Source organism: Variovorax sp. Sphag1AA (assembly GCF_014192575.1).
GTDB lineage: Bacteria > Pseudomonadota > Gammaproteobacteria > Burkholderiales > Burkholderiaceae_C > Variovorax.
This window is the reverse complement of the sequence record NZ_JACHYC010000008.1, coordinates 166,081-185,505: the sequence shown is the minus strand read 5'-3', so window position 1 is coordinate 185,505 and position 19,425 is coordinate 166,081. Positions and strand designations below refer to the sequence as shown.

Sequence of the window (19,425 nt, the reverse complement as noted above, 5' to 3'; positions counted from 1 at the left end):
CTTCTAGGACATCCCCGCGTTTTCCGGGTTCGCCAGCTGGCGCAGGGTCTCGAAGACCAGCCGGCGCGGCGCGATCTCCAGGCCGAGTCGTTGCTTCGTCGCATTCACCGCGCGCATCGCCAGCAGCGAATGGCCGCCGAGCTCGAAAAAGTTGTCGGTGCGTCCGACGACTTCCACGCCGAGCAGCTCGGACCAGATCTCGGCGATCACCCTCTCTTCTTCGGTGGATGGCGGCTGGTGCGTGCCGCCTTCCGCGCGCGAGGCGTCGACCACTGGCGCCGGCAGTGCGTTGCGGTCCACCTTGCCATTGGGTAGCAGCGGCATCGCCCGCAGAACCACGAGGTGCTGCGGCACCATGTATTCCGGTAGCGATGCCTGCAGGTGTTCGCGCAGCGCGGCCAACCGCAGGTCCGGCGATTGCGCCACCACGTAGCCCACGAGGCGCACGTCGTCCTCGCCCCCGGGGCGGGTGACGACCACGCACTGGGCAACTTCGGGATGGTCCAGCAACGCCGCTTCGATCTCGCCCAGCTCGATGCGGAAACCCCGGACCTTGACCTGATGATCGAGGCGCCCCAGGTGCTCCAGCAGCCCGTCATGGCGCCAGCGGCACAGGTCGCCGGTGCGATAGAGCCGTGCACCGGGCTCGTCGCTCCAGCGGTCGACGACGAAGCGCTCGTCCGTCAGCGCCTTGCGCTTGTGATAGCCGAGCGTCACGCCCGCGCCTCCGATGCACAGCTCGCCCGGAACGCCGATGGGGCAGGGCAGGCCGTTGGCGTCGAGCACCCAGACGGAGGTGTTGTCGATCGGCCGCCCGATGGAGATGCCGAGTCGCGGCGCATCCACCTTCCACGCGGTGGACCACACGGTGGTTTCCGTCGGGCCGTACATGTTCCAGAGCGCCGAGCAGCGCGACAGCAGTTGCTCGGCCAGCGTCGCCTGCAGCGGCTCGCCGCCGACCAGCGCGCGGAAGCCCGGCCGGCCGGTCCACCCGATGTCGAGCAGGGCGCGCCACAAGGAAGGCGTGGCCTGCATCACGGTCGCGTCGTGCCGCTCGATGAGCGTGCGCAGCCGGATCGGGTCGCGGACGTGGTCGCTGTCGGCAATCACCACCTGCGCACCGACCGCGAGCGGCAGCAGCAGCTCGAGCACCGCGATGTCGAAGGACAGGGTGGTCACGGCCACCAGACGGTCGGATGCATCGAGACCTGGTTCGCGCGCCATCGAGGCGAGGAAATTCGCGACCGCGCGATGCGGCACGGCGACCGCCTTCGGCCGGCCGGTGGAACCGGAGGTGTAGATGAAGTAGGCCGGATCGAGTGGGCGCGCGTCGCGCTCGGGGTCAGGGCGCAGAAGTTCCGACTCTGCGCCTGCGGACTGCTGCGCGAGCTCGATCGGGTCCAGCAAGGGAATGCCGGTTGCGCTGAATGGCGCGGCCATGTCCGGCCGCACGAGGATGGCCGAGAGTTCCGCATCGCTGGCCATGTAGGTCAGCCGGTCGATGGGGAAAGCGGGGTCCAGCGGCACATAGGCCGCGCCCGACTTGAGCACCGCGAGCTGCGCCACGAGCATGCCCGCGTCGCGCGCGAGGCTCAGGCCGATGCGGTGGCCACGCCCATAGCCGTGCGCGCGCAATGAGGATGCGAGCCGGTCCGACGACGCATTCAGCTCGCCGTACGTCATGCGGCGCCCTTGCGAATCGAACACCGCGATCCGGCCGGCCCGCGCCGGATCCTCACAACGCAGGTGGCGATGAATCAGCAGATCCGGTGGCAGTTTGTGTTGCGTCGCGTTCCACTGGTCGTGCAGCAAGGCCAGTTGCGCGGGCGCGAGGATCGCGTAGTCCGCGATCGGCCGGTTCTCGTCGCCGAGCACCTGGTCGACCAGCCACAGGTAGTTCTCCAGCATGCGGCTGGCCGTTTCCGCGGCGAAGAGGTCCGTCGAATACTCGAGGTGAATACGGTGGCCGAACTCGGTGTCCACGTGGAACGAGAGATCGAACTGGGCTGCAGTGGCTTCGAGCTCGAACGCCTCGTAGCTGAAGTCCACCGGTGGCAGCTTGCCGAGCGGCGCGTTCAGCACGTTGAACAGGGTGCGCACGAGTCCCTCGGGATGGGTGCGGCGGTCCTGCCCCAGCACTTCCACGATCTCGTCGAAGGGCGCGTCCTGGTGGGCGTACGCCTCCAGGGCGGTCGCGCGCACGCGCTGCACCAGCTCGGCGAAGTCCGGGTTGCCCGAGAGGTCTGTGCGCATGACGAGCGTGTTGACCAGCGTGCCGACGAGCTGCTCGGTTACGAGGTGATGCCGATTGGCGATCGGCGTGCCCACCGCGATGTCGTGACTTGCACAGTGACGCGACAGCATGAGCTTGAAGGCCGCGAGCAGCACCACGAACGGCGTGACCGCATGGCGTCCGCAGAAGCGGCGCAGGCTGTCGCGCATCGCGGGCGGAAGCGGCATCGAGACTTTTGCGCCGCGGAAGCTCGGCAGCAGCGGCCGCGGATAGTCGGTGGGCAGATTGATCGGCTGCAGGTCGCGCAGCCGCTCCGCCCAGAAATCGATCTGGCGTTGCCGCTGCGCGGTCGCGGCCGGCGAACGCTGCCATGCGGCGTAGTCCGCGTACTCGATGCCGAGCGGCGGCAGCTCCGCCTGCCCACGGGTCGATAGTGACGCGTACAGCTGCAGCAAATCGCGCATCAGGATCGCGATCGACCAGTTGTCGGTGATCGCGTGGTGCATGCGCCAGAAGAAAAGATGGTCCTCGTCCCCGAGGTTGACGAGCGTCGGGAAGTGCAGCGGCGCCTGCGTCAGATCGAATGGCCGCGATCCGCGTTCCTGCAGCAGGGCCCGTGCTTCGTCCATGCGAAGCCCGTCCGGCTGGGCGCGCAAGTCGATCCGCTCGATCGCAACCTGCATTGAAGGCGCGATCTGCTGCATTGGTTCTTCGCCGTGCATCTCGAACCAGGTGCGCAGCCCTTCGTGCCGCTCCACCAGCCGCTCGAAGGCAAGTCGCATGGCATCGTCGTCCAGCGCACCGCGCAGGCGTAGCGAGACCGCGATGTTGTAGGCGACCGATTCGGGGTCGAACTGCTGGATCACCCACATGCGTCGCTGCGACAGCGATACCGGCAGCGGCCCGTCCCTCGCCACGCGCGGAATCGACGCCGGCGCGGTCGACCAGGTCCGGGGCAACTCCTCGTCCAGCCGCGCCGCGAGCCCTGCGATGGTCGGATGCTCGAACAGTAGCGCCAGCGGAAGCTCGATGCCCAGTTGTTGCCGGACGCGCGAAGCCACCTGCATCGTCAGCAGCGAATGGCCGCCCAGGTCGAAGAAGCTGTCGTCCACGCCGAACGCGGTGGCGTGCAGCACGCTGCGCCAGATCTCCCACAGCGTCTGCTCCGTGCTGCTTCGTGGCATCACGCGCTCGCCGCCGTCGTTTTCGCGCGCTGGCAGTGGCAAGGCTCGGCGATCGACCTTGCTGCTGCTGGTGAGCGGCAGCGCATCGAGCACGATGAACGCGGCGGGCACCATGTATTCGGGCAGCACGCCGTGCAGGTACCGCTTCAGCGTCGCCGTGATGCCGGTGGCGACAGCGCCCGGCGCCAGTGTCATATAAGCCACCAGGCGCTTCTGCCCGGGCTCATCCTCGCGCAGCAGCACGGCGACGTCGGCGACCGACGGATGTTGGTCGATGTGCGCCTCGATCTCGCCCGGCTCGATGCGGAAGCCGCGCAGCTTGACCTGGTCGTCGCAGCGGCTGACGTACTCGATGCTTCCGTCGCTGCGCCAGCGGCCGATGTCGCCGGTCTTGTAGAGGCGCGCACCCGTGTGCGTGGCAAAGAGGTCGTCGAAGAAGGCCGCTCCGTCCAGCGCCGCCTGTCCGAGGTAGCCGAGCGCCATGCCCGAGCCGCCGATGTAGATCTCGCCCTTGACGCCGATCGGCACCGGCTGGCGCAGGCCGTCGAGGATGCGCACCGTCGTGTTGTCGATCGGATGGCCGATCGATGGGAGCAACGGCCAGTCGTGCGGCGCGCCTTGCAGGTCGAGCGCGGTGGCGATCGGGTATTCGGTAGGGCCGTACTGGTTCTGTAGTCGGCAGCCGCCCAGTCGCTCGAAGAACTCGCGGATTTCCGAGCTGATGCGCAATTGCTCGGCACCGGTGATGACCTGCTTCAGAGGGGGCAGCGGCTCGCCGGAGGTCGCCGCCTGTTCGGCCAGGTGCTGCAGCGCGATGAACGGAAGGATCAGCCGCTCGACGCGTTCTTCCCGCAGCACGCGGAGCACCGCAGCCATGTCGCGGCGCGCGCCCTCGTGGATCAGCACCAGCGCGCCGCCGCCGCAAAGCGTGCTGAATATCTCCTGGAACGCGACGTCGAATCCAATCGCGACGTACTGCAACGTCCTCGGCGCGGGCTGGCCGTCGCGATGACGCGCTTGCCAGTGGATCAGGTTCGTGAGCGCCGAATGCGGAACGGCAACGCCCTTCGGCGTGCCGGTCGAGCCCGAGGTGTAGACCACGTAGACAGGATCGTCGGGATGCACCTCGACTGCGATCGGCCCGGCGTTCGCATCGGCAGCAGGGTCCGCGTCGACGATGAGCGGGGTCTGCTGGGTGCGGGGCAGGGCGGCCAGCAGGCGCTTCTGGGTCAACAGCACGCGCGGGGCGGCATCGTCCAGCATGCGCGCGATGCGTTCCTGCGGATCGGTCGGGTCCAGCGGGACATAGGCTGCGCCGGTCTTGAGCACTGCGAGCATCGCCACGATCAGGTCCACGCCGCGGCCAAGGAACAGCGCCGCTCGCATTCCACGCCCGAGCCCTTCTGCCTGGAGCCGATGGGCGAGGCGATTGGCCTGCGCATCGAGTTCGCCATAACGCAGGCTGCGATGGTCGGCGACCAGTGCGACGGCCTCCGGCGTGCGCGTGGCCTGCGCCTCGAAGAGAGCATGGACCCGCGTTTCGCCCCCGTGCGTGACGCGTGTGTCGTTGAACCGGTCGAGCAGCAGGCTCCGCTCGTGGTCGCCCATCATCGGAAGGGCGGCGACCCGCTGTGCGCCGTCTGCAGCCATCGCTTCGAGCAGGCGCAGCAGGTAGCCGGCCCAGCGCTCGATGGTCGCGCGGTCGAAGAGGGCAGTGGCATACGCGATGCGGCCGAGCAGGCCGTCGGCCGTCTCGCGGAACAGCATCATCAGATCCGTGGCCACGCTCTGAGGCGGCACCTCGATCAACTGCAGGGTCGCGCCGGGCAGGTCGATACGCTCGGTCTCGAAGTTCTGGATGACCATCAACACCTGGTAGATCGGGCTGTGGCTCGGGTTTCTCGCCGGCCGCACCAGCTCCACCACCTGCTCGAAGGGCACGTCCTGCCGCAGGTACGCCGCTTGCCCGATTCCGCGCACCCGTTCGAGCAGTGCATCGGCGGTCGGGTCGTCGCTCAGGTCGGTGCGCAGTGCGACGGTGTTGACGAAGAACCCCACCGCCTGCCGGTATGCCGGACGGCGGCGGTTCGCGACTGGCGTTCCGATCACGATGTCCTGCTGGCCGGCAAGGCGCGAGAACAGCACGTTCAGGCCCGCGTGCAGCGCCATCGTCAGCGTGGCACCGCGGCTCCTCGCCCATTCGCGGAGCGCGGCGACCAGCGGCGGCGGAAACACGATCTCGACGCGGTCGCCTGCATGGTCCTGTATAGCGGGGCGCGGCCGGTCGGTGGGAAGCTCGAGCAGTTCGGGCGCACCTTCGAGCTGGCGCCGCCAGTAGTCGAGGCGCGCCTGGCGTGCGGGCGATGTGGCCCGCTCGCGTTCTTCGGCCACGTAGTCGCCGTAGTGAGCGGGCAGGTCTGGCAACGGATTCGGCTTGCCCTCGGCAAAAGCGGAGTAGACGGCCGCCACGTCCTTCATGAAGACGGCGATCGACCAGCCATCCGCCACCATGTGGTGCGCACAGAGCACCAGCGTGTGCCGCTGTGGGCCGAGCCGCAGCAGCCGTCCGCGGACCAGCGGGCCGCGTTCGAGGTCGAAGGGTGCCGAGCATTCTTCGCGGATCTGCCTTTCGCGTTCCGCTTCCATGGCTTCGGTGCCGAGATGGCTCAGATCGTCGATTCGCAATGGAAACGGTCCCGGCGGCGCGATGCGCAGCACCGGCTCCTCGTCGACTTCCTCGAAGGTCGTGCGCAGGACTTCATGGCGCGCCATGAGTGTCTCAAGACTGAGACGGAGGGCGTCTTCGTCGAGATGGCCCTCGAACTCCAGCGCGCCCGAAAGGTGATAGGCATCGCGGACATCGGCCTTGATCCGGTCGAGAAACCACAGGCGTCGCTGCGCAGACGAAAGTGAAACTGGCTGTTGTGAGGCTTCCCCGCCGATATCCATCCGGACCAATATACGAACTCCATGTCAGGTTTGGGTCAGACAATACCCCGAGTACGACAGGCATATTTCGTACGTTCGCGGTGAATTACCGATTACGGCCCGCAATTCATCCCGCTTCTGTTTCACGCGGATGAACGTCCCACCAGCGGACAGGGTCGGCCTCCGGCGTCATGGACCGGCCACGAGGCACAACTACGCTCGCATGCAAACAAGTATCCGAACAGGCGGCACGGAGACGAAAAACCTGTCGAGGGGAACCAGGCGATCCATCCATCCACCGCAAAGGATTTGAACCATGCAAGCTTCTTCCACCATCCATCGGCTGATTGCCACCACCGCCGCGCTTTGGCTGGTGACAGGCACTGCCCACGCGCAGCAGCCCGTGGGGCGCAGCCGCGCCGAAGTGCAGGCCGAAGCCGTCTCGGCGGCGCATGCACCCGACCAGAACGTCACGCGCGGCTCGCGCGGGGCAGAGAAGTTCACGCCGATGGCCGATCCGGGCAAGGTCTATGAGCAGGCCGTCGACACCGCACGCGCGCCCGACCAGAACGTCGTGCGTGGCTCGCGCGGCGCAGAGAAGTTCACGCCAATGGCGGACCCGGAGCAGGTCTACCGCCAGGCCGTGTCGACCGCGAGCGCACCGGACCAGAACGTCAACAGCGGCTCGCGCGTCAACAGTAAGGTGATCTCGACCATGTCCAACCCGGCCGAGGTGGCCGCCCAGACACAGCCAGGCTTGGCGAAATAGCATTCACGCGGGCGTCATCGCGACCGGCGAGCATCGGCGTCCATGGATCAAGACATGGCGCCCTGCCGCACCCGCTGAATGCCGCGGGGCTTCTACTTGCTGATCGCCGGACAGGCGATCTCCGCGTTGGCGGACAACGCGCTGCTGATCGTCGCCATTGCGCTGCTGCAGGAGCGCGGCTCGCCGCTGTGGTGGGCGCCGCTGCTCAAGTTCGCTTTCACGCTGTCCTACGTGGTGCTCGCGCCCATGATCGGCCCGTTGGCCGACGCCATGCCCAAGGCCCGGCTCATGACCGCGATGAACGGCGTCAAGCTGGTGGGCGTCGGCCTGCTCATGGGCGGCATCAACCCGCTCGTGGCCTTCGCGGTGGTGGGTTTCGGCGCCGCGGCGTATGCGCCGGCCAAGTACGGCCTGGTCACCGAGATGGTGGGACCGCGCCGTCTGGTCGCGGCCAATGGATGGATCGAAGTGTCTGTCGTCTGCGCGGCGCTGCTGGGCACGGTGCTTGGCGGCCTGCTGGTGGCGGACCTGCTGCGCGGCTCATCGGCCAGCCTCGCGATGCGCGACTGGCTCGCGCCGTGTGCCGCCAGCACCCTGCAGTTGTCGATGGCTGTGTTGCTGGCCGCGTATCTGGTCGCCGCGCTGATGAATGCCGGCGTGCCCGACAGCGGCGCGCGCTATGCACCGCCCACACGCCTTCACCTGCTGGTGCTGATACGCGAATTCCGCAGCGCGAACCGCACGCTGTGGAGCGATCGCGACGGCGGGCTCTCGCTCGCGGTCACCAGCATCTTCTGGGGCGTGGGTGCGACGCTGCAGTTCGCGGTCCTCAAATGGGCCACCGAGATTCTTGGCCTCACGCTGGAGCGCGCGGCCTATCTACAGGTGGCGGTGGCGGTCGGCGTGATCGCGGGTGCCGGGCTCGCGGGTCGCCATGTGGCGCTCGGTCGCGCCAAGCGGGTGCTGCCGGCGGGCGTGCTGCTGGGGCTGTGCATGCCCATGGTGGCGTCGACCGACGCGTTGTGGCTGGCGGTGTTGTTGATGGTGTTCGTCGGCGCTGTGGGTGGCATCCTGGTGGTGCCGCTCAACGCGCTCCTCCAGCACCGTGGCTACAACCTGCTGAGCGCCGGCCGCTCGATCGCGGTGCAGGGCTTCAACGAGAACCTCAACGTACTGATGATGCTGGCCGGCTATGCGGCGCTGATCGCGATGGATGTGCCGATCGTGCCGCTGATGTGGATCCTGGGGCTGCTCGTGGCCGCTGCGATCGCGCTTCTGATCTGGCGCGAGCACGGTATCGAGCGCCGCCTCGGCCCGAGCGCGGACAGCCAGTTCACGTCCTTGCGCTGACGGCGTTGTGCTCGACGCGCTTCAGGCTGCGCCGGCGATGGTGCGGCCGCGCGCATCGGCCACTTGTGACGTCTCTCCCGCGGCGATGGTGGCGTAGAGCACTTCTTCCACCTGCGCGACGATGCGGTCCCAGCCTGCTTCGCCGGCGCTCTCGCGCGCACGCAGGCCCATCTGCCGCGCGGCGTCACGGCCGCCGGCCACGAGTTCGCGCGCCAGCCGGACGAAGGTCGGCTCGTCGCCGAGCGGTGCGAGCAGGCCATTGCTGCCGCTGTGAATCATCTGTCCGGCACTTGCATGGTCGTAGGCCAGCACCGCGAGTCCGCTGGCCATGGCCTCGAGCGTCACGTTGCCGAAGGTCTCCGTCATGCTCGGAAAGATGAACAGATCGCTCGAGGCATAGTGCGCGCCGAGGTCCTCTCCGCGGCGCGTGCCGGCAAAGATCGCGTCGGGCACCGCGGCAGCGAGCTGGGGCGCGGCAGGGCCTTCGCCCACCACCACGAGGCGCGTAGCCGCATCCTGTGCCTGCATCGCGCGGAAGGCATTGGCCAGTGCGTCGAGGTTCTTCTCGGTGGCCAGCCGCCCCACGTAGAGCGCGACCGGCGTGTCCGGAGAGACACCCCATTGCGCACGCAATGCCTCGCTGCGACGCGCGGGCGTGAACTGCTCGGTGTCGACTCCGCGCGTGACCAGCATCAGGCGCTCGAAGCCGTGGCCGCGCAACTGCTGCCGGAGGCTCTCGCTGGGCACCATCGTGAAAGCGGTGCGGTTATGGAACTTGCGCAGGTAGCTCATGATCGGCCGGTACAGCCAGCCGATGCCGTAGTGCCGGCTGTAGACATGAAAGTTGGTGCGGAAGTCCGAGCACACGGGCAGCTTGAGCTTGCGTGCGATCTGCAGCGCCGACCAGCCGAGGGGTCCCTCGGTGGCGATGTAGACCAGGTCCGGCCGCTGGCGGCTCCAGAGTTGCACCAGTGCCTTGTTGGCGGGCATGCCCATCTTCATTTCGGGGTAGCGCGGGATCGGCACGCCACGCACGAGCACCTCGTCGAGCCGGTCCAGGCGCCGGGCGAGATCGCCGTCGGTCTGGCGGGGCCGGACGAGCTGGATGTCGTGCTGGAGTGCGCGCAGTCCCTCCACCACCCGCTGCAGGGTGAGGGCCACACCGTTGACTTCGGGCGGGTAGGTCTCGGTGACCACCGCAATGCGCATCGAGCGCCGGGCGGGCGGCATGTGCTCGACAACGATCGGACCAAGCGATGAGCTCATGTCGCGGATGCTGGCGGCTGTTGGCGACAGAGCGATGACGGTCCGCACATCGTCACCAAGAATTCACGCATGCCCGTCACGATGCCGTCACGCGCTGCGCTCGTGCGGCGTCGTTCCAACCCAGGTCCAACAGGAGAGCCCGTGAACGAATTCTTGCGCAACCTTCAGATCCAGCGCTGGGACGATCATCGTTACTACCACCACAGCCGCATCAACCAGTCGCTGCACCTCGTGAGCGCGATCAGTTTCGTGATCGCCTACGTGATGCTGTTCATCGACCCGGTGATCGCCGCGCTGATCGGCTGGGGCGTGTCGATGACCAGTCGCCAGGCGGGCCACTTCTTCTTCGAGCCCAAGGGCTACGACGAGGTGAACCACGCCACGCACGAATACAAGGAAGAGATCAAGGTCGGCTACAACCTGCGCCGCAAGGTGGTGCTGATGGCACTGTGGGCCGCAGTGCCCGTCGTGCTGTGGTGGGACCGCACGCTGTTCGGCCTCATGGACCCAACCACCGGGTTCGAAGGCTACGTGCGCCAGGTCGGCTTCGCATGGCTGGTGCTGGGCGCGGGCGGCCTGCTGTTCCGCACTTTCCATCTCTTCCTGCTCAAGGACGTGAAGACCGGGCTGGTGTGGATGACGAAGATCCTCACCGACCCGTTCCACGACATCAAGCTCTACCACCGCGCGCCCCTGTACCTGCTGCGTGGCGAGCTGATCGACCCCGCGCACGGGGCCGGTCACCGCGCCTGAGTGCCGTCAGATTCCGAATCGCTGCGCGAGCATCTCGCGCAGGATGCCGCGCTTGATTGCCTTGTTGGTCAGCGCGGCGTCGTGCGACCACCAGCCGTCCTGCTGCATCTGCCGGGCCGCGGCGACGAACCTTTCGGCCACTTGCTCGAAATCGGCATCGGTGTAGTTGAGGCTGAAGATCAACCGGCCGCTGCCGACCCAGCTCAGTGCCAGCCGCTGCGCGCGCAGGTAGTACTGCAGCAGCCAGTTGTAGCGGCCGGGCGAGGTGTAGAGCACGGTCCAGATCGACGAGATGTTGGCCACGCGCACCGGCAGCCCGGCCTGTTCGAGCCGGTCGTTGAGGTCGCGTGCGCGGCGGTTCCAGCGTTCGTCGAGGTCGTCGTAGAGCACCCGGACTTCCGGCTCGTCGATGCGCCTCAGGAAGGCGTACATCGCGCCCATCACGTAGGGATGCGCGTTGAAGGTGCCACGCGCGAAGCAGATGTCGGCCGGGCGCTCCTCGCGGTAGCGCTTCATCAGATCGGCCCGTCCGCAGACCACGCCGACCGGCAAACCGCCGCCCAGTGTCTTGCCGTAGGTCACCATGTCCGCCTTCACCCCGAAGTACTCCTGCGCACCGCCGGGCGCGAGCCGGAAGCCCACGAAGATCTCGTCGAGGATCAGCACGATGCCGCGCTCGGTGCAGACCTGGCGCAGCTTGTGCAGCCACTCGGTGTAGGCGACGCGGTCGAAGCTCGCACGCCTGCTGCTGTCGACCAGCGACGAATCGCCGGGCGCGCCGGAGTTGGGATGCAGCGCCTGCAGCGGATTGACCAGCACGCAGGCGATGTCGCGGCGCTTGCGCAGCACGCGCAGCGACCGCTCGTCCATCTCGCGCAGGGTGTAGGTCTCGTGCGGTTGCAGCGGGTTGCCCACGCCGGGCTGCACGTCTTCCCACCAGCCGTGATAGGCGCCGCAGAAGCGCACGAGATGCGTGCGCCGCGTGTGATAGCGCGCCAGCCGCACCGCCTGCATCACGGCCTCGGTGCCGGACATGTGGAACGACACCTCGTCCTGCCCGGAGATCTCGCGCAGCCGATGCACGTTCTCCAGCACGCAGGGGTGATAGGCGCCGAGCACCGGCCCGAGTGGCTCGGCAAGCCGGCTGCCCTCTGCGATGCACTCCTTGTAGAAGTCCACGCCGAGCAGGTTGACGCCGTACGAACCGGTGAGGTCGTAGAACTCCTGCCCATCCAGGTCGCGCAGCATGACGCCGTTCGCGGACTGCATGAAGGCGCCCACCGGGAGGTGCTCGCGCACATGCGGGCTGTACTGGAAGGGCACCCGGTAGCTGCTGGTGAACTGCAGGTCCGACACCGAGGGGCGTGCCGCGCGCGTGGCCGCGATCGACTGCGCATGGCGGGTCTTCAGGAGCCGCGACAGCGCCTCGAAGCCGGCCCGGCGCCGGGCCACCACGTCGTCCGGCGCGCCGTCGGAATCGTAGAAGCGCTGGTCGTCGTAGGCGTAGCCCGGAAGCTGCGCCGCGACCCGTTTGGCCATGCGCGAATGGCCGGTCAGCGAAGGATGCTTGGCGCGCGAAAGCTCGAGCCGGCGCCAGGCCGGAACCGCGGAAGCGGCGAGCGCCGCAAGCGCGACGGAAGAGAGAAGGAATGTCTGGCTCATGAACTCTTTATTGCAATGAACAGCGAACACCCCACGGTCTATCTCAGCTTCTTGACGCGCTCATGAAAACACTTCGACAAACACGTGATGCCCTGTTGCAGCAGGAAGACATCAACTTCCTGCTCACCAACCGGGTACCCCGCATCGCGCTGACGCGCTTCATGGGCTGGTTCAGCAAGATCCGCAATCCTGTGGTGCGCGATCTTTCGATCGGCGTGTGGCGGCTCTTCACCGAACTCGACCTGAGCGAGGCGAAGAAAACACGCTTCGACAGCATGCACGACTGCTTCACCCGCGAGTTGAAGGAGGGCGCCCGCGTCGTCGATGCGCGCGAGGATGTGCTCGCAAGCCCATGCGATGCCATCGTCGGCGCCTGCGGGACGGTGAACGGGATGGAGGTCTTCCAGGCCAAGGGTTTCCCGTATGCGATGGCCGACCTGTTCGGCGATGCACGATCCGCGGAGCCTTTCCGTGACGGCACTTTCGTGACGCTCCGGCTGACGTCGAGCATGTACCACCGCTTCCATGCGCCCCACGACTGCACGGTCGAGCGGGTCAACTACATGTCGGGCGACACCTGGAACGTGAACCCGATCGCGCTAAAACGCGTGGAGCGCCTCTTCTGCCGCAATGTGCGCGCGGCGGTCCACACGCGCCTGCATGCGGGCGGGCACCGCATCGCACTGGTGCCGGTGGCAGCCATCCTGGTCGCGAGCCTGCGGCTGCATTGCCTCGATGCACTGCTGAACCTCGGCTGGAGCGGCCCGACGCGCATGGATTGCGATGCACCCTATCGCAAGGGCCAGGAGATGGGCTGGTTCGAGCATGGCTCGACCATCATCGTGTTCGCGCCGAAGGGCTTTGCTTTGGCCGAGGGCATCGAGTCCGGCACGCGCATCCGGATGGGGCAGGCGCTGATGAAGTTGCCCGGCTATTTGGCCGGCTCGGCCCAGTAGGCTTCGATCCGCTGCACGAGGCTGTCGGGCAGCGGCACGTAGTTGAGCGCCCGTGCGTCCGCCTTGCCTTGCTCCAGCGACCATTTGAAGAAGCGCAATGCCTCGGCCGCCTGCTCCGGCTTCCGGGGGTTTCGCGGCATCAATGCGAATGTGGTCGCGGTGATCGGCCAGGACGCATCACCGGACGCATCGGTCAGCACCTCGTAGAAGTCCGGGCTCGTCCAGCCGGTGCTCGCAGCCGCGGCCTCGAAGCTCGCGGGCGTGGGCCCGACGAAGGCGCCGCTCTTGTTCTTCAGCATCGGATAGGTCATCTTGTGTTCGAGCGCATAGGCGAGCTCGACATAGCCGATCGACCCTTTCACGTAGTTCACGTAGCGGGCCACCCCGTCGTTCCCGCTGCCACCGCTTCCGGCCGGCCACTTGACCATCGTGCCTTCGCCGACCTTGGTCTTCCACTCGTCGCTGACCTTGGAGAGGTAGTTGACGAAATTGAAGGTCGTGCCCGACGCGTCCAGCCGATGCATGGCCGTGATCTTCAGGCTCGGCAGCCCCACGTCGGGGTTCAGCGCGGCGATGGCTGCGTCGTTCCAGTTCGTGACCTTGCCGAGGTAGATGTCGGCGAGCAGTTCGCCCGTGAACTTCAACCGACCGGGCGCGACGCCGTCGAGATTCACCACCGGCACCACGCCACCGATCACGAGTGGGAACTGCATCAAGTCGGCGGCCTTGAGTTCATCCGGTGGCAGGGGCTTGTCCGACGCACCGAAGGCCACCTGGCCGGCCTTGACCTGCTGGATGCCGCTGCCGGAGCCGATCGCCTGGTAGTTGACCTTGACCTTTTCGTTGTTGTAGTAGCCGGAGGCCCATCGGAGCATGACCGGATAGACAAAGGTCGAGCCGGAACCGGTGATGTCCGTGGCGGATGCCGGCTGGGCCATGAGCATCGTGGCGGTCAATCCCAGCATGGTCTGAAGGGCGCGAAGGCCGTTCTGCATTGCCATGGTCGTGATTCCTCCAAGCGTCGGGCAGTATGCGGGGGGCACCCGGGCTTGCCAACACGCCGAATGGCCGATGCACAGCGTCGAGCGAGGGCTGCGAAACAGGGCTTCCGCCTACAGTCGCGCGACCTGGGGCCGCTAGGGTGCAGGCATGCGGAACTTTCATCCACCCCTCGTTCTCGTGGCTCTGGCAGCGGTCCTGTCGCTGAGTGCGTGCGATCCGAAGCCGTCGCCGCCCAAGGCTGACGCGCCGCAGTCCTCGCCGGCAACGGACCCGGCGCACCCCGCTGCGACCGTCACGCCGCAGTCCCCGCACGCCAGCGACGTGGTCCAGGGCGGCTCGGGACACGGGCCTTCGGACGGCGCCAGTGCAGTCGGCGGATTGGCCGGCAACCAGGAAAAGGGCGGGGCGGCAAGCGGCGGGACGCCGTCGCCCTCGGGTGGCGACGGGGCCGCCGGCGCACCTGCCAAATAGGCCCTCGTGGACACCGCGAATCGCCCGTGCTATGTTTTGCGGCACCGTACCGGGCGTAGCGCAGCGCCCCGTGGAGAACGGGCGCGCAAGCGCCAACGCCGGAGACATCCAATGGACATGAACCGAAGGCAGTTCTTTCGTGTGAGCGGAGCCGGGCTGGCCGCTTCCAGCCTGGTCGCGCTGGGGTTCTCTCCCACCGCGGCACTTGCGGAGACGCGCCACTTCAAGCTGGCGCGCGCGACCGAGACGCGCAACACCTGTCCGTATTGCTCCGTGGGCTGCGGGATCATCATGTACGGGCTTGGCGATCGCGCCAAGAACGTGGTGACCGACATCATCCACATCGAGGGCGATCCCGACCATCCGGTGAACCGCGGCACGCTGTGCCCGAAGGGCGCCGGGCTCCTCGACTTCGTCCACAGCCCGTTGCGGCTCAAGTACCCCGAGGTGCGCGAGCCCGGCACCGACGCCTGGAAGCGCATCAGCTGGGACGAGGCGATGTCGCGCATCGCCAAGCTGCTCAAGGAAGACCGCGACGCGAACTTCGTCGCCAACAATGCCGACGGCAAGGTGGTCAACCGCTGGACCAGCACCGGCATGCTGTGCGCATCCGCATCCTCCAACGAATCGGGCTACATCACGCACAAGGCGATGCGCTCGATGGGGATGCTGGTCTTCGACAATCAGGCGCGCGTCTGACACGCCCCGACGGTGGCCGGTCTGGCCCCGACGTTTGGGCGCGGTGCGATGACGAACCACTGGGTCGACATCAAGAACGCGAATCTGGTTTTGATCATGGGCGGCAATGCCGCCGAGGCGCATCCGTGCGGCTTCAAATGGGTGATCGAGGCCAAGCACCACAACCGCGCCGATCTCGTGGTGGTTGACCCGCGCTTCACGCGCTCCGCCGCGATGGCCGACTTCTACGCGCCGATTCGCGCGGGCAGCGACATCGCCTTCCTGGGCGGCGTCATCAACTACCTGCTGAGCCAGGACAAGATCCAGCACGAGTACGTACGCAACTACACGAATGCGCCCTTCATCGTGGGCGAGGCCTTCGGCTTCGAGGACGGCATCTTCTCCGGCTATGACGAGAGCAAGCGCCGCTACGACAACAAGAGTTGGGGCTACGAACTCGACGAGCAGGGCTTCGCAAAGGTCGACATGACGATGCAGCATCCGAGGTGCGTGCTGCAGGTCATGAAGAGCCACTACTCGCGCTACACGCCCGAAATGGTGAGCCGCATCACCGGCACGCCGCAGGACAAGTTCCTGAAGGTCTGTGAATACATCGCATCGACCTCGGTGCCCAACCGCACGATGACGATCATGTACGCGCTCGGCTGGACGCAGCACAGCCAGGGCTCGCAGATGATCCGCACGGGTGCGATCGTGCAACTGCTGCTTGGCAACATCGGGGTTGCGGGCGGCGGCATGAACGCGCTGCGCGGGCACAGCAACATTCAGGGGCTCACGGATCTCGGGCTGCTGTCGAACTCGCTCACGGGCTACATGTCGCTCGCGACGGAGTCCGAGCAGGACCTGGAGACCTACTACAAGACCCGCGCGCTCAAGCCGCTGCGCCCCAACCAGATGAGCTACTGGCAGAACTATCCGAAGTTCTTCGTCAGCTTCCAGAAGTCATGGTGGGGTGATGCCGCAACCGCGGAGAACCAGTGGGCGTTCCATTACCTGCCCAAGATCGACAAGCTGTATGACGTGCTGCAGGCCTTCGAGCTCATGAACCAGGGCAAGCTCAACGGCTACATCTGCCAGGGCTTCAATCCGGTAGGCTCGTTCCCGAACAAGAAGAAGATCGTTGCGGGGCTCTCGAAGCTGAAGTTCCTGGTGAGCATCGATCCGCTGCAGACCGAGACCGCCGAGTTCTGGAAGAACCACGGCGAGCACAACGATGTGAAGACTGCGGAGATCCAGACCACCGTCTTCCGTCTGCCGTGCACCTGCTTTGCTGAAGAAGAGGGCTCGCTCACCAACTCCGGCCGCTGGCTGCAGTGGCACTGGAAGGGCGCGGAGCCGCCGGGCGAAGCGCGCGGTGATGCCGAGATCATCGCGGACCTGTTCATCCGCGTGCGGTCGGCCTATCAGAAGGATGGCGGCGCCTTCCCCGATCCGATCGTCAAGCTGACCTGGCCCTACAAGATCCCGCACAGCCCATCGGCCGAGGAACTTGCGAAGGAATACAACGGCCGGGCCATCACCGACCTCACCGATCCGGCGGACAAGAGCAAGGTGCTCGTCAAGGCCGGCGACCAGCTCTCTGGCTTCGGCCAATTGCGGGATGACGGCAGCACCGCGTCCGGCTGCTGGGTCTATTGCGGCGCATGGACGCAGGCCGGCAACCAGATGGCCCGCCGCGACAGCGCCGATCCTTGGGGCATCGGCCAGACGCTTGCGTGGTCGTGGGCGTGGCCGGCCAACCGGCGCATCCTCTACAACGCTGCGTCGAGCGCGCCCGACGGCAAGCCGTGGGACGCGACACGCAAGCTCGTGCAGTGGACCGGATCGAGCTGGGGTGGCGCGGACGTGCCGGACATCCGGCCCGACGCGAATCCATCGGACGCCGATCGTGTGCAGCCTTTCATCATGACCTCCGAGGGTGTCGCGCGGCTGTTTGCGCCCACCGGCATGGCGGAAGGTCCGCTGCCGGAGCATTACGAACCCTTCGAGACGCCGCTGGCCGCCAATCCGATGCATCCCAACAACCCGAAGGCGCGATCGAATCCCGCCGCGCGCGTGTTCAAGGGCGACCTCGAAGCCTTCGGCACCGCGAAGGAGTTCCCGTTCGTCGCGACGAGCTACCGGCTCACCGAGCACTTCCACTACTGGACGAAGAACGTCAAGACCAGCGCGATCATCCAGCCGCAGCAGTTCGTCGAGATCGGCGAGGAGCTTGCGAAGGCCAAGGGCATCGCTAACGGCGACCAGGTCAAGGTCAGCTCGAACCGGGGCTTCATCAAGGCAGTGGCACTGGTCACCAAGCGCATTCCGCAGCTCGATGTCGATGGCCGCAAGATCGATACCGTGGGCCTGCCCAACCACTGGGGCTTCGTGGGTCTTGCGCGCAAGGGCTACCTGGTGAACACGCTGACGCCATTCGTCGGAGACGCCAACACGCAGACGCCCGAGTTCAAGTCCTTCGTGGTCAACATCGAGAAAGCCTGAAGATGTCAACGCTTCAATCCCTCGACATTGCGGCACGCTCCGCCACCACGACGCCGAGCCCGCAGGCGCGCCGCTCGGTGGCCGAAGTCGCGAAGCTCATCGATGTGACGAGCTGCATCGGCTGCAAGGCCTGCCAGGTGGCCTGCATGCAGTGGAATGACCTGCGCGACGAGGTGGGTCACAACGTCGGGGTCTATGACAACCCGGCTGACCTGAGCGCGCAGTCGTGGACCGTCATGCGCTTTTCCGAGGTCGAGATGCCGCGCCCGGGCACGCAGGAGACGCGGCTCGAATGGCTCATCCGCAAGGACGGCTGCATGCATTGCGCCGATCCCGGCTGCCTCAAGGCGTGTCCTTCGCCCGGTGCGATCGTCAAGTACACCAACGGCATCGTCGACTTCATCCAGGAAAACTGCATCGGCTGCGGCAACTGCATCACCGGCTGCCCGTTCGACATCCCGCGCCTTTCCGCAAAGGACAACCGCGTCTACAAGTGCACCCTGTGCTCGGACCGCGTGGCGGTGGGCATGGAGCCCGCCTGCATCAAGTCCTGCCCGACAGGCGCCCTTCGCTTCGGGAGCAAGGAAGACATGAAGGACTTCGCCGAGGAGCGCATCACCGACCTCAAGGCACGGGGCTTTGCCAATGCGGGCCTGTACGACCCGCCGGGCGTCGACGGCACGCATGTGATGTACGTCCTCCAGCATGCCGACCAGCCGCAGCTCTATGCGGGCTTGCCGTCCGAGCCGAAGATCAGTCCATGGGTCTCGCTCTGGAAGGGCGCCGCCAAGCCGCTTGCGCTGCTCGCGATGGCGGGCGCGGCGGTGGTCGGCTTTTTCCACTACATGAAGGTCGGCCCGAGCGGGGACGAGGACGACGAATCGCCCGAGGCGATCGACGAGCGACGTCGCCGCGATGAGGCCGAAGCGCGCGGTGTCCCGCCGCTGCCGCCGAACGCATGAGGAGCGCGAGATGGCCTACCTGATCCAACGCTATCGTGACGGCACCCGCATGAACCACTGGGTAGTGGTGCTCCTGTTCTTCTGCGCGGGGCTCAGCGGACTTGCGCTGTTCCATCCCGCGCTCTTTCCGCTGGTCAACCTTTTCGGTGGCGGACAGTGGACGCGCACCTTGCATCCCTACTTCGGCCTGCTGATGGTGCTCGGCTTCGTCTTCCTGTTCTTCCAGATGTGGCGCGAGAACCTCTGGAGCCGGCGTGACACGGAGTGGATGCGCGCCGCGCCGAAGCTCCTGCGGACCGGCGAAGAGGAGGGCATGCCGCCGGTCGAGAAATACAACGCGGGGCAGAAGCTCGTCTTCTGGTTCTCGGCGGTGAGCCTGCTGCTCCTGTTCATCACCGGCTTCATGTTCTGGCAACCGTGGTTTGCGGACAGCTTCCCGATCCTCGTGCGGCGCATCGCCGTGGTGGTGCATGCCTTCGCTGCGACCGTGCTCATCCTGACGATCATCGCGCACGTGTACGCGGCCATCTGGGTCAAGGGCTCGATGCGCGCGATGACGCGCGGCACGGTCACCGAGCGCTGGGCGCGACGCAACCATCCGCTCTGGGCGGCCCGCATGCGGGAGGGCGTCGCCACCGATGCCGCAGTGCACAAGCGCCAGGTCGTCGATTTGCGCAGCGAAAGCTGACGGTCTGCGGCACACTCG

General features: G+C 66.7%; 12 protein-coding genes. 8 read left to right on the top strand and 4 right to left on the bottom strand.

Going from position 1 to position 19,425, the window contains the following annotated elements; translation table 11 throughout:
- Nucleotides 1-3: 3 nt before the first annotated feature.
- Entirely contained in the window at nucleotides 4-6,366 is a 6,363-nt protein-coding gene (locus tag FHW64_RS28885) for a non-ribosomal peptide synthetase (RefSeq protein ID WP_260306470.1), read from the bottom strand.
- A 295-nt stretch (nucleotides 6,367-6,661) separates the two neighbouring features.
- On the opposite strand from FHW64_RS28885, the gene FHW64_RS28880 reads away from it, so the two are divergent.
- Together FHW64_RS28880 and lplT are read left to right on the top strand one after the other, a co-directional pair.
- Nucleotides 6,662-7,114 carry a hypothetical protein gene (locus FHW64_RS28880; protein WP_184531755.1) on the top strand — a complete coding sequence of 151 codons (453 nt, stop codon included), beginning with the start codon at nucleotides 6,662-6,664 and terminating at the stop codon, nucleotides 7,112-7,114.
- Nucleotides 7,115-7,192: 78 nt separating this feature from the next.
- A complete protein-coding gene (gene lplT / locus FHW64_RS28875; RefSeq protein ID WP_184531753.1) occupies nucleotides 7,193-8,464 on the top strand; it encodes a lysophospholipid transporter LplT in 1,272 nt (423 codons plus the stop codon).
- 21 nt (nucleotides 8,465-8,485) lie between these two features.
- Here the strand turns inward: lplT and FHW64_RS28870 are convergent, their stop codons facing one another.
- Nucleotides 8,486-9,730 carry a glycosyltransferase family 1 protein gene (locus FHW64_RS28870; RefSeq protein WP_184531751.1) on the bottom strand — a complete coding sequence of 415 codons (1,245 nt, stop codon included), beginning with the start codon at nucleotides 9,728-9,730 and terminating at the stop codon, nucleotides 8,486-8,488.
- 141 nt (nucleotides 9,731-9,871) lie between these two features.
- Here FHW64_RS28870 and FHW64_RS28865 point away from each other — a divergent pair, with 141 nt between their 5' ends.
- Nucleotides 9,872-10,483: a hypothetical protein gene (locus FHW64_RS28865; protein WP_184531749.1), complete on the top strand. Its 612-nt coding sequence runs from the start codon at nucleotides 9,872-9,874 to the stop codon at nucleotides 10,481-10,483.
- Between the two features lie 6 nt (nucleotides 10,484-10,489).
- Here FHW64_RS28865 and FHW64_RS28860 read toward each other — a convergent pair whose 3' ends face one another.
- Entirely contained in the window at nucleotides 10,490-12,145 is a 1,656-nt protein-coding gene (locus FHW64_RS28860) for an aminotransferase class III-fold pyridoxal phosphate-dependent enzyme (RefSeq protein ID WP_184531747.1), read from the bottom strand.
- Between the two features lie 62 nt (nucleotides 12,146-12,207).
- On the opposite strand from FHW64_RS28860, the gene asd reads away from it, so the two are divergent.
- Nucleotides 12,208-13,101 (top strand): archaetidylserine decarboxylase, encoded by an 894-nt coding sequence (gene asd, locus FHW64_RS28855; RefSeq protein WP_184531745.1) that lies wholly within the window; start codon nucleotides 12,208-12,210, stop codon nucleotides 13,099-13,101.
- On the opposite strand, the gene pstS is transcribed toward asd, so the two are convergent.
- Complete coding sequence (gene pstS, locus FHW64_RS28850) at nucleotides 13,077-14,096, bottom strand: phosphate ABC transporter substrate-binding protein PstS (RefSeq protein ID WP_184532091.1); 1,020 nt, start codon at nucleotides 14,094-14,096, stop codon at nucleotides 13,077-13,079. The genes asd and pstS overlap by 25 nt on opposite strands.
- Before the next feature lie 154 nt (nucleotides 14,097-14,250).
- Here pstS and FHW64_RS28845 point away from each other — a divergent pair, with 154 nt between their 5' ends.
- The 4 genes from FHW64_RS28845 to FHW64_RS28830 all read left to right on the top strand — a co-directional run bounded on the left by FHW64_RS28845 (nucleotide 14,251) and on the right by FHW64_RS28830 (nucleotide 19,407).
- Nucleotides 14,251-14,574: a hypothetical protein gene (locus FHW64_RS28845; RefSeq protein WP_184531744.1), complete on the top strand. Its 324-nt coding sequence runs from the start codon at nucleotides 14,251-14,253 to the stop codon at nucleotides 14,572-14,574.
- Nucleotides 14,575-14,685: 111 nt separating this feature from the next.
- Nucleotides 14,686-17,757 (top strand): formate dehydrogenase-N subunit alpha, encoded by a 3,072-nt coding sequence (gene fdnG, locus FHW64_RS28840; RefSeq protein WP_184531742.1) that lies wholly within the window; start codon nucleotides 14,686-14,688, stop codon nucleotides 17,755-17,757.
- Between the two features lie 2 nt (nucleotides 17,758-17,759).
- Entirely contained in the window at nucleotides 17,760-18,719 is a 960-nt protein-coding gene (gene fdxH / locus FHW64_RS28835) for a formate dehydrogenase subunit beta (protein WP_184531740.1), read from the top strand.
- A 10-nt stretch (nucleotides 18,720-18,729) separates the two neighbouring features.
- Complete coding sequence (locus FHW64_RS28830) at nucleotides 18,730-19,407, top strand: formate dehydrogenase subunit gamma (protein WP_184531738.1); 678 nt, start codon at nucleotides 18,730-18,732, stop codon at nucleotides 19,405-19,407.
- The last annotated feature ends 18 nt before the right edge of the window (nucleotides 19,408-19,425 follow it).

Coding starts and splice junctions, on each gene's coding strand:
- FHW64_RS28885 (WP_260306470.1), bottom strand. CDS start 6,366: ATGGATATCGGCGGGGAAGCCTCACAACAGCCAGTTTCACTTTCGTCT.
- FHW64_RS28880 (WP_184531755.1), top strand. CDS start 6,662: ATGCAAGCTTCTTCCACCATCCATCGGCTGATTGCCACCACCGCCGCG.
- lplT (WP_184531753.1), top strand. CDS start 7,193: ATGCCGCGGGGCTTCTACTTGCTGATCGCCGGACAGGCGATCTCCGCG.
- FHW64_RS28870 (WP_184531751.1), bottom strand. CDS start 9,730: ATGAGCTCATCGCTTGGTCCGATCGTTGTCGAGCACATGCCGCCCGCC.
- FHW64_RS28860 (WP_184531747.1), bottom strand. CDS start 12,145: ATGAGCCAGACATTCCTTCTCTCTTCCGTCGCGCTTGCGGCGCTCGCC.
- asd (WP_184531745.1), top strand. CDS start 12,208: ATGAAAACACTTCGACAAACACGTGATGCCCTGTTGCAGCAGGAAGAC.
- pstS (WP_184532091.1), bottom strand. CDS start 14,096: ATGCAGAACGGCCTTCGCGCCCTTCAGACCATGCTGGGATTGACCGCC.
- FHW64_RS28845 (WP_184531744.1), top strand. CDS start 14,251: ATGCGGAACTTTCATCCACCCCTCGTTCTCGTGGCTCTGGCAGCGGTC.
- fdxH (WP_184531740.1), top strand. CDS start 17,760: ATGTCAACGCTTCAATCCCTCGACATTGCGGCACGCTCCGCCACCACG.
- FHW64_RS28830 (WP_184531738.1), top strand. CDS start 18,730: ATGGCCTACCTGATCCAACGCTATCGTGACGGCACCCGCATGAACCAC.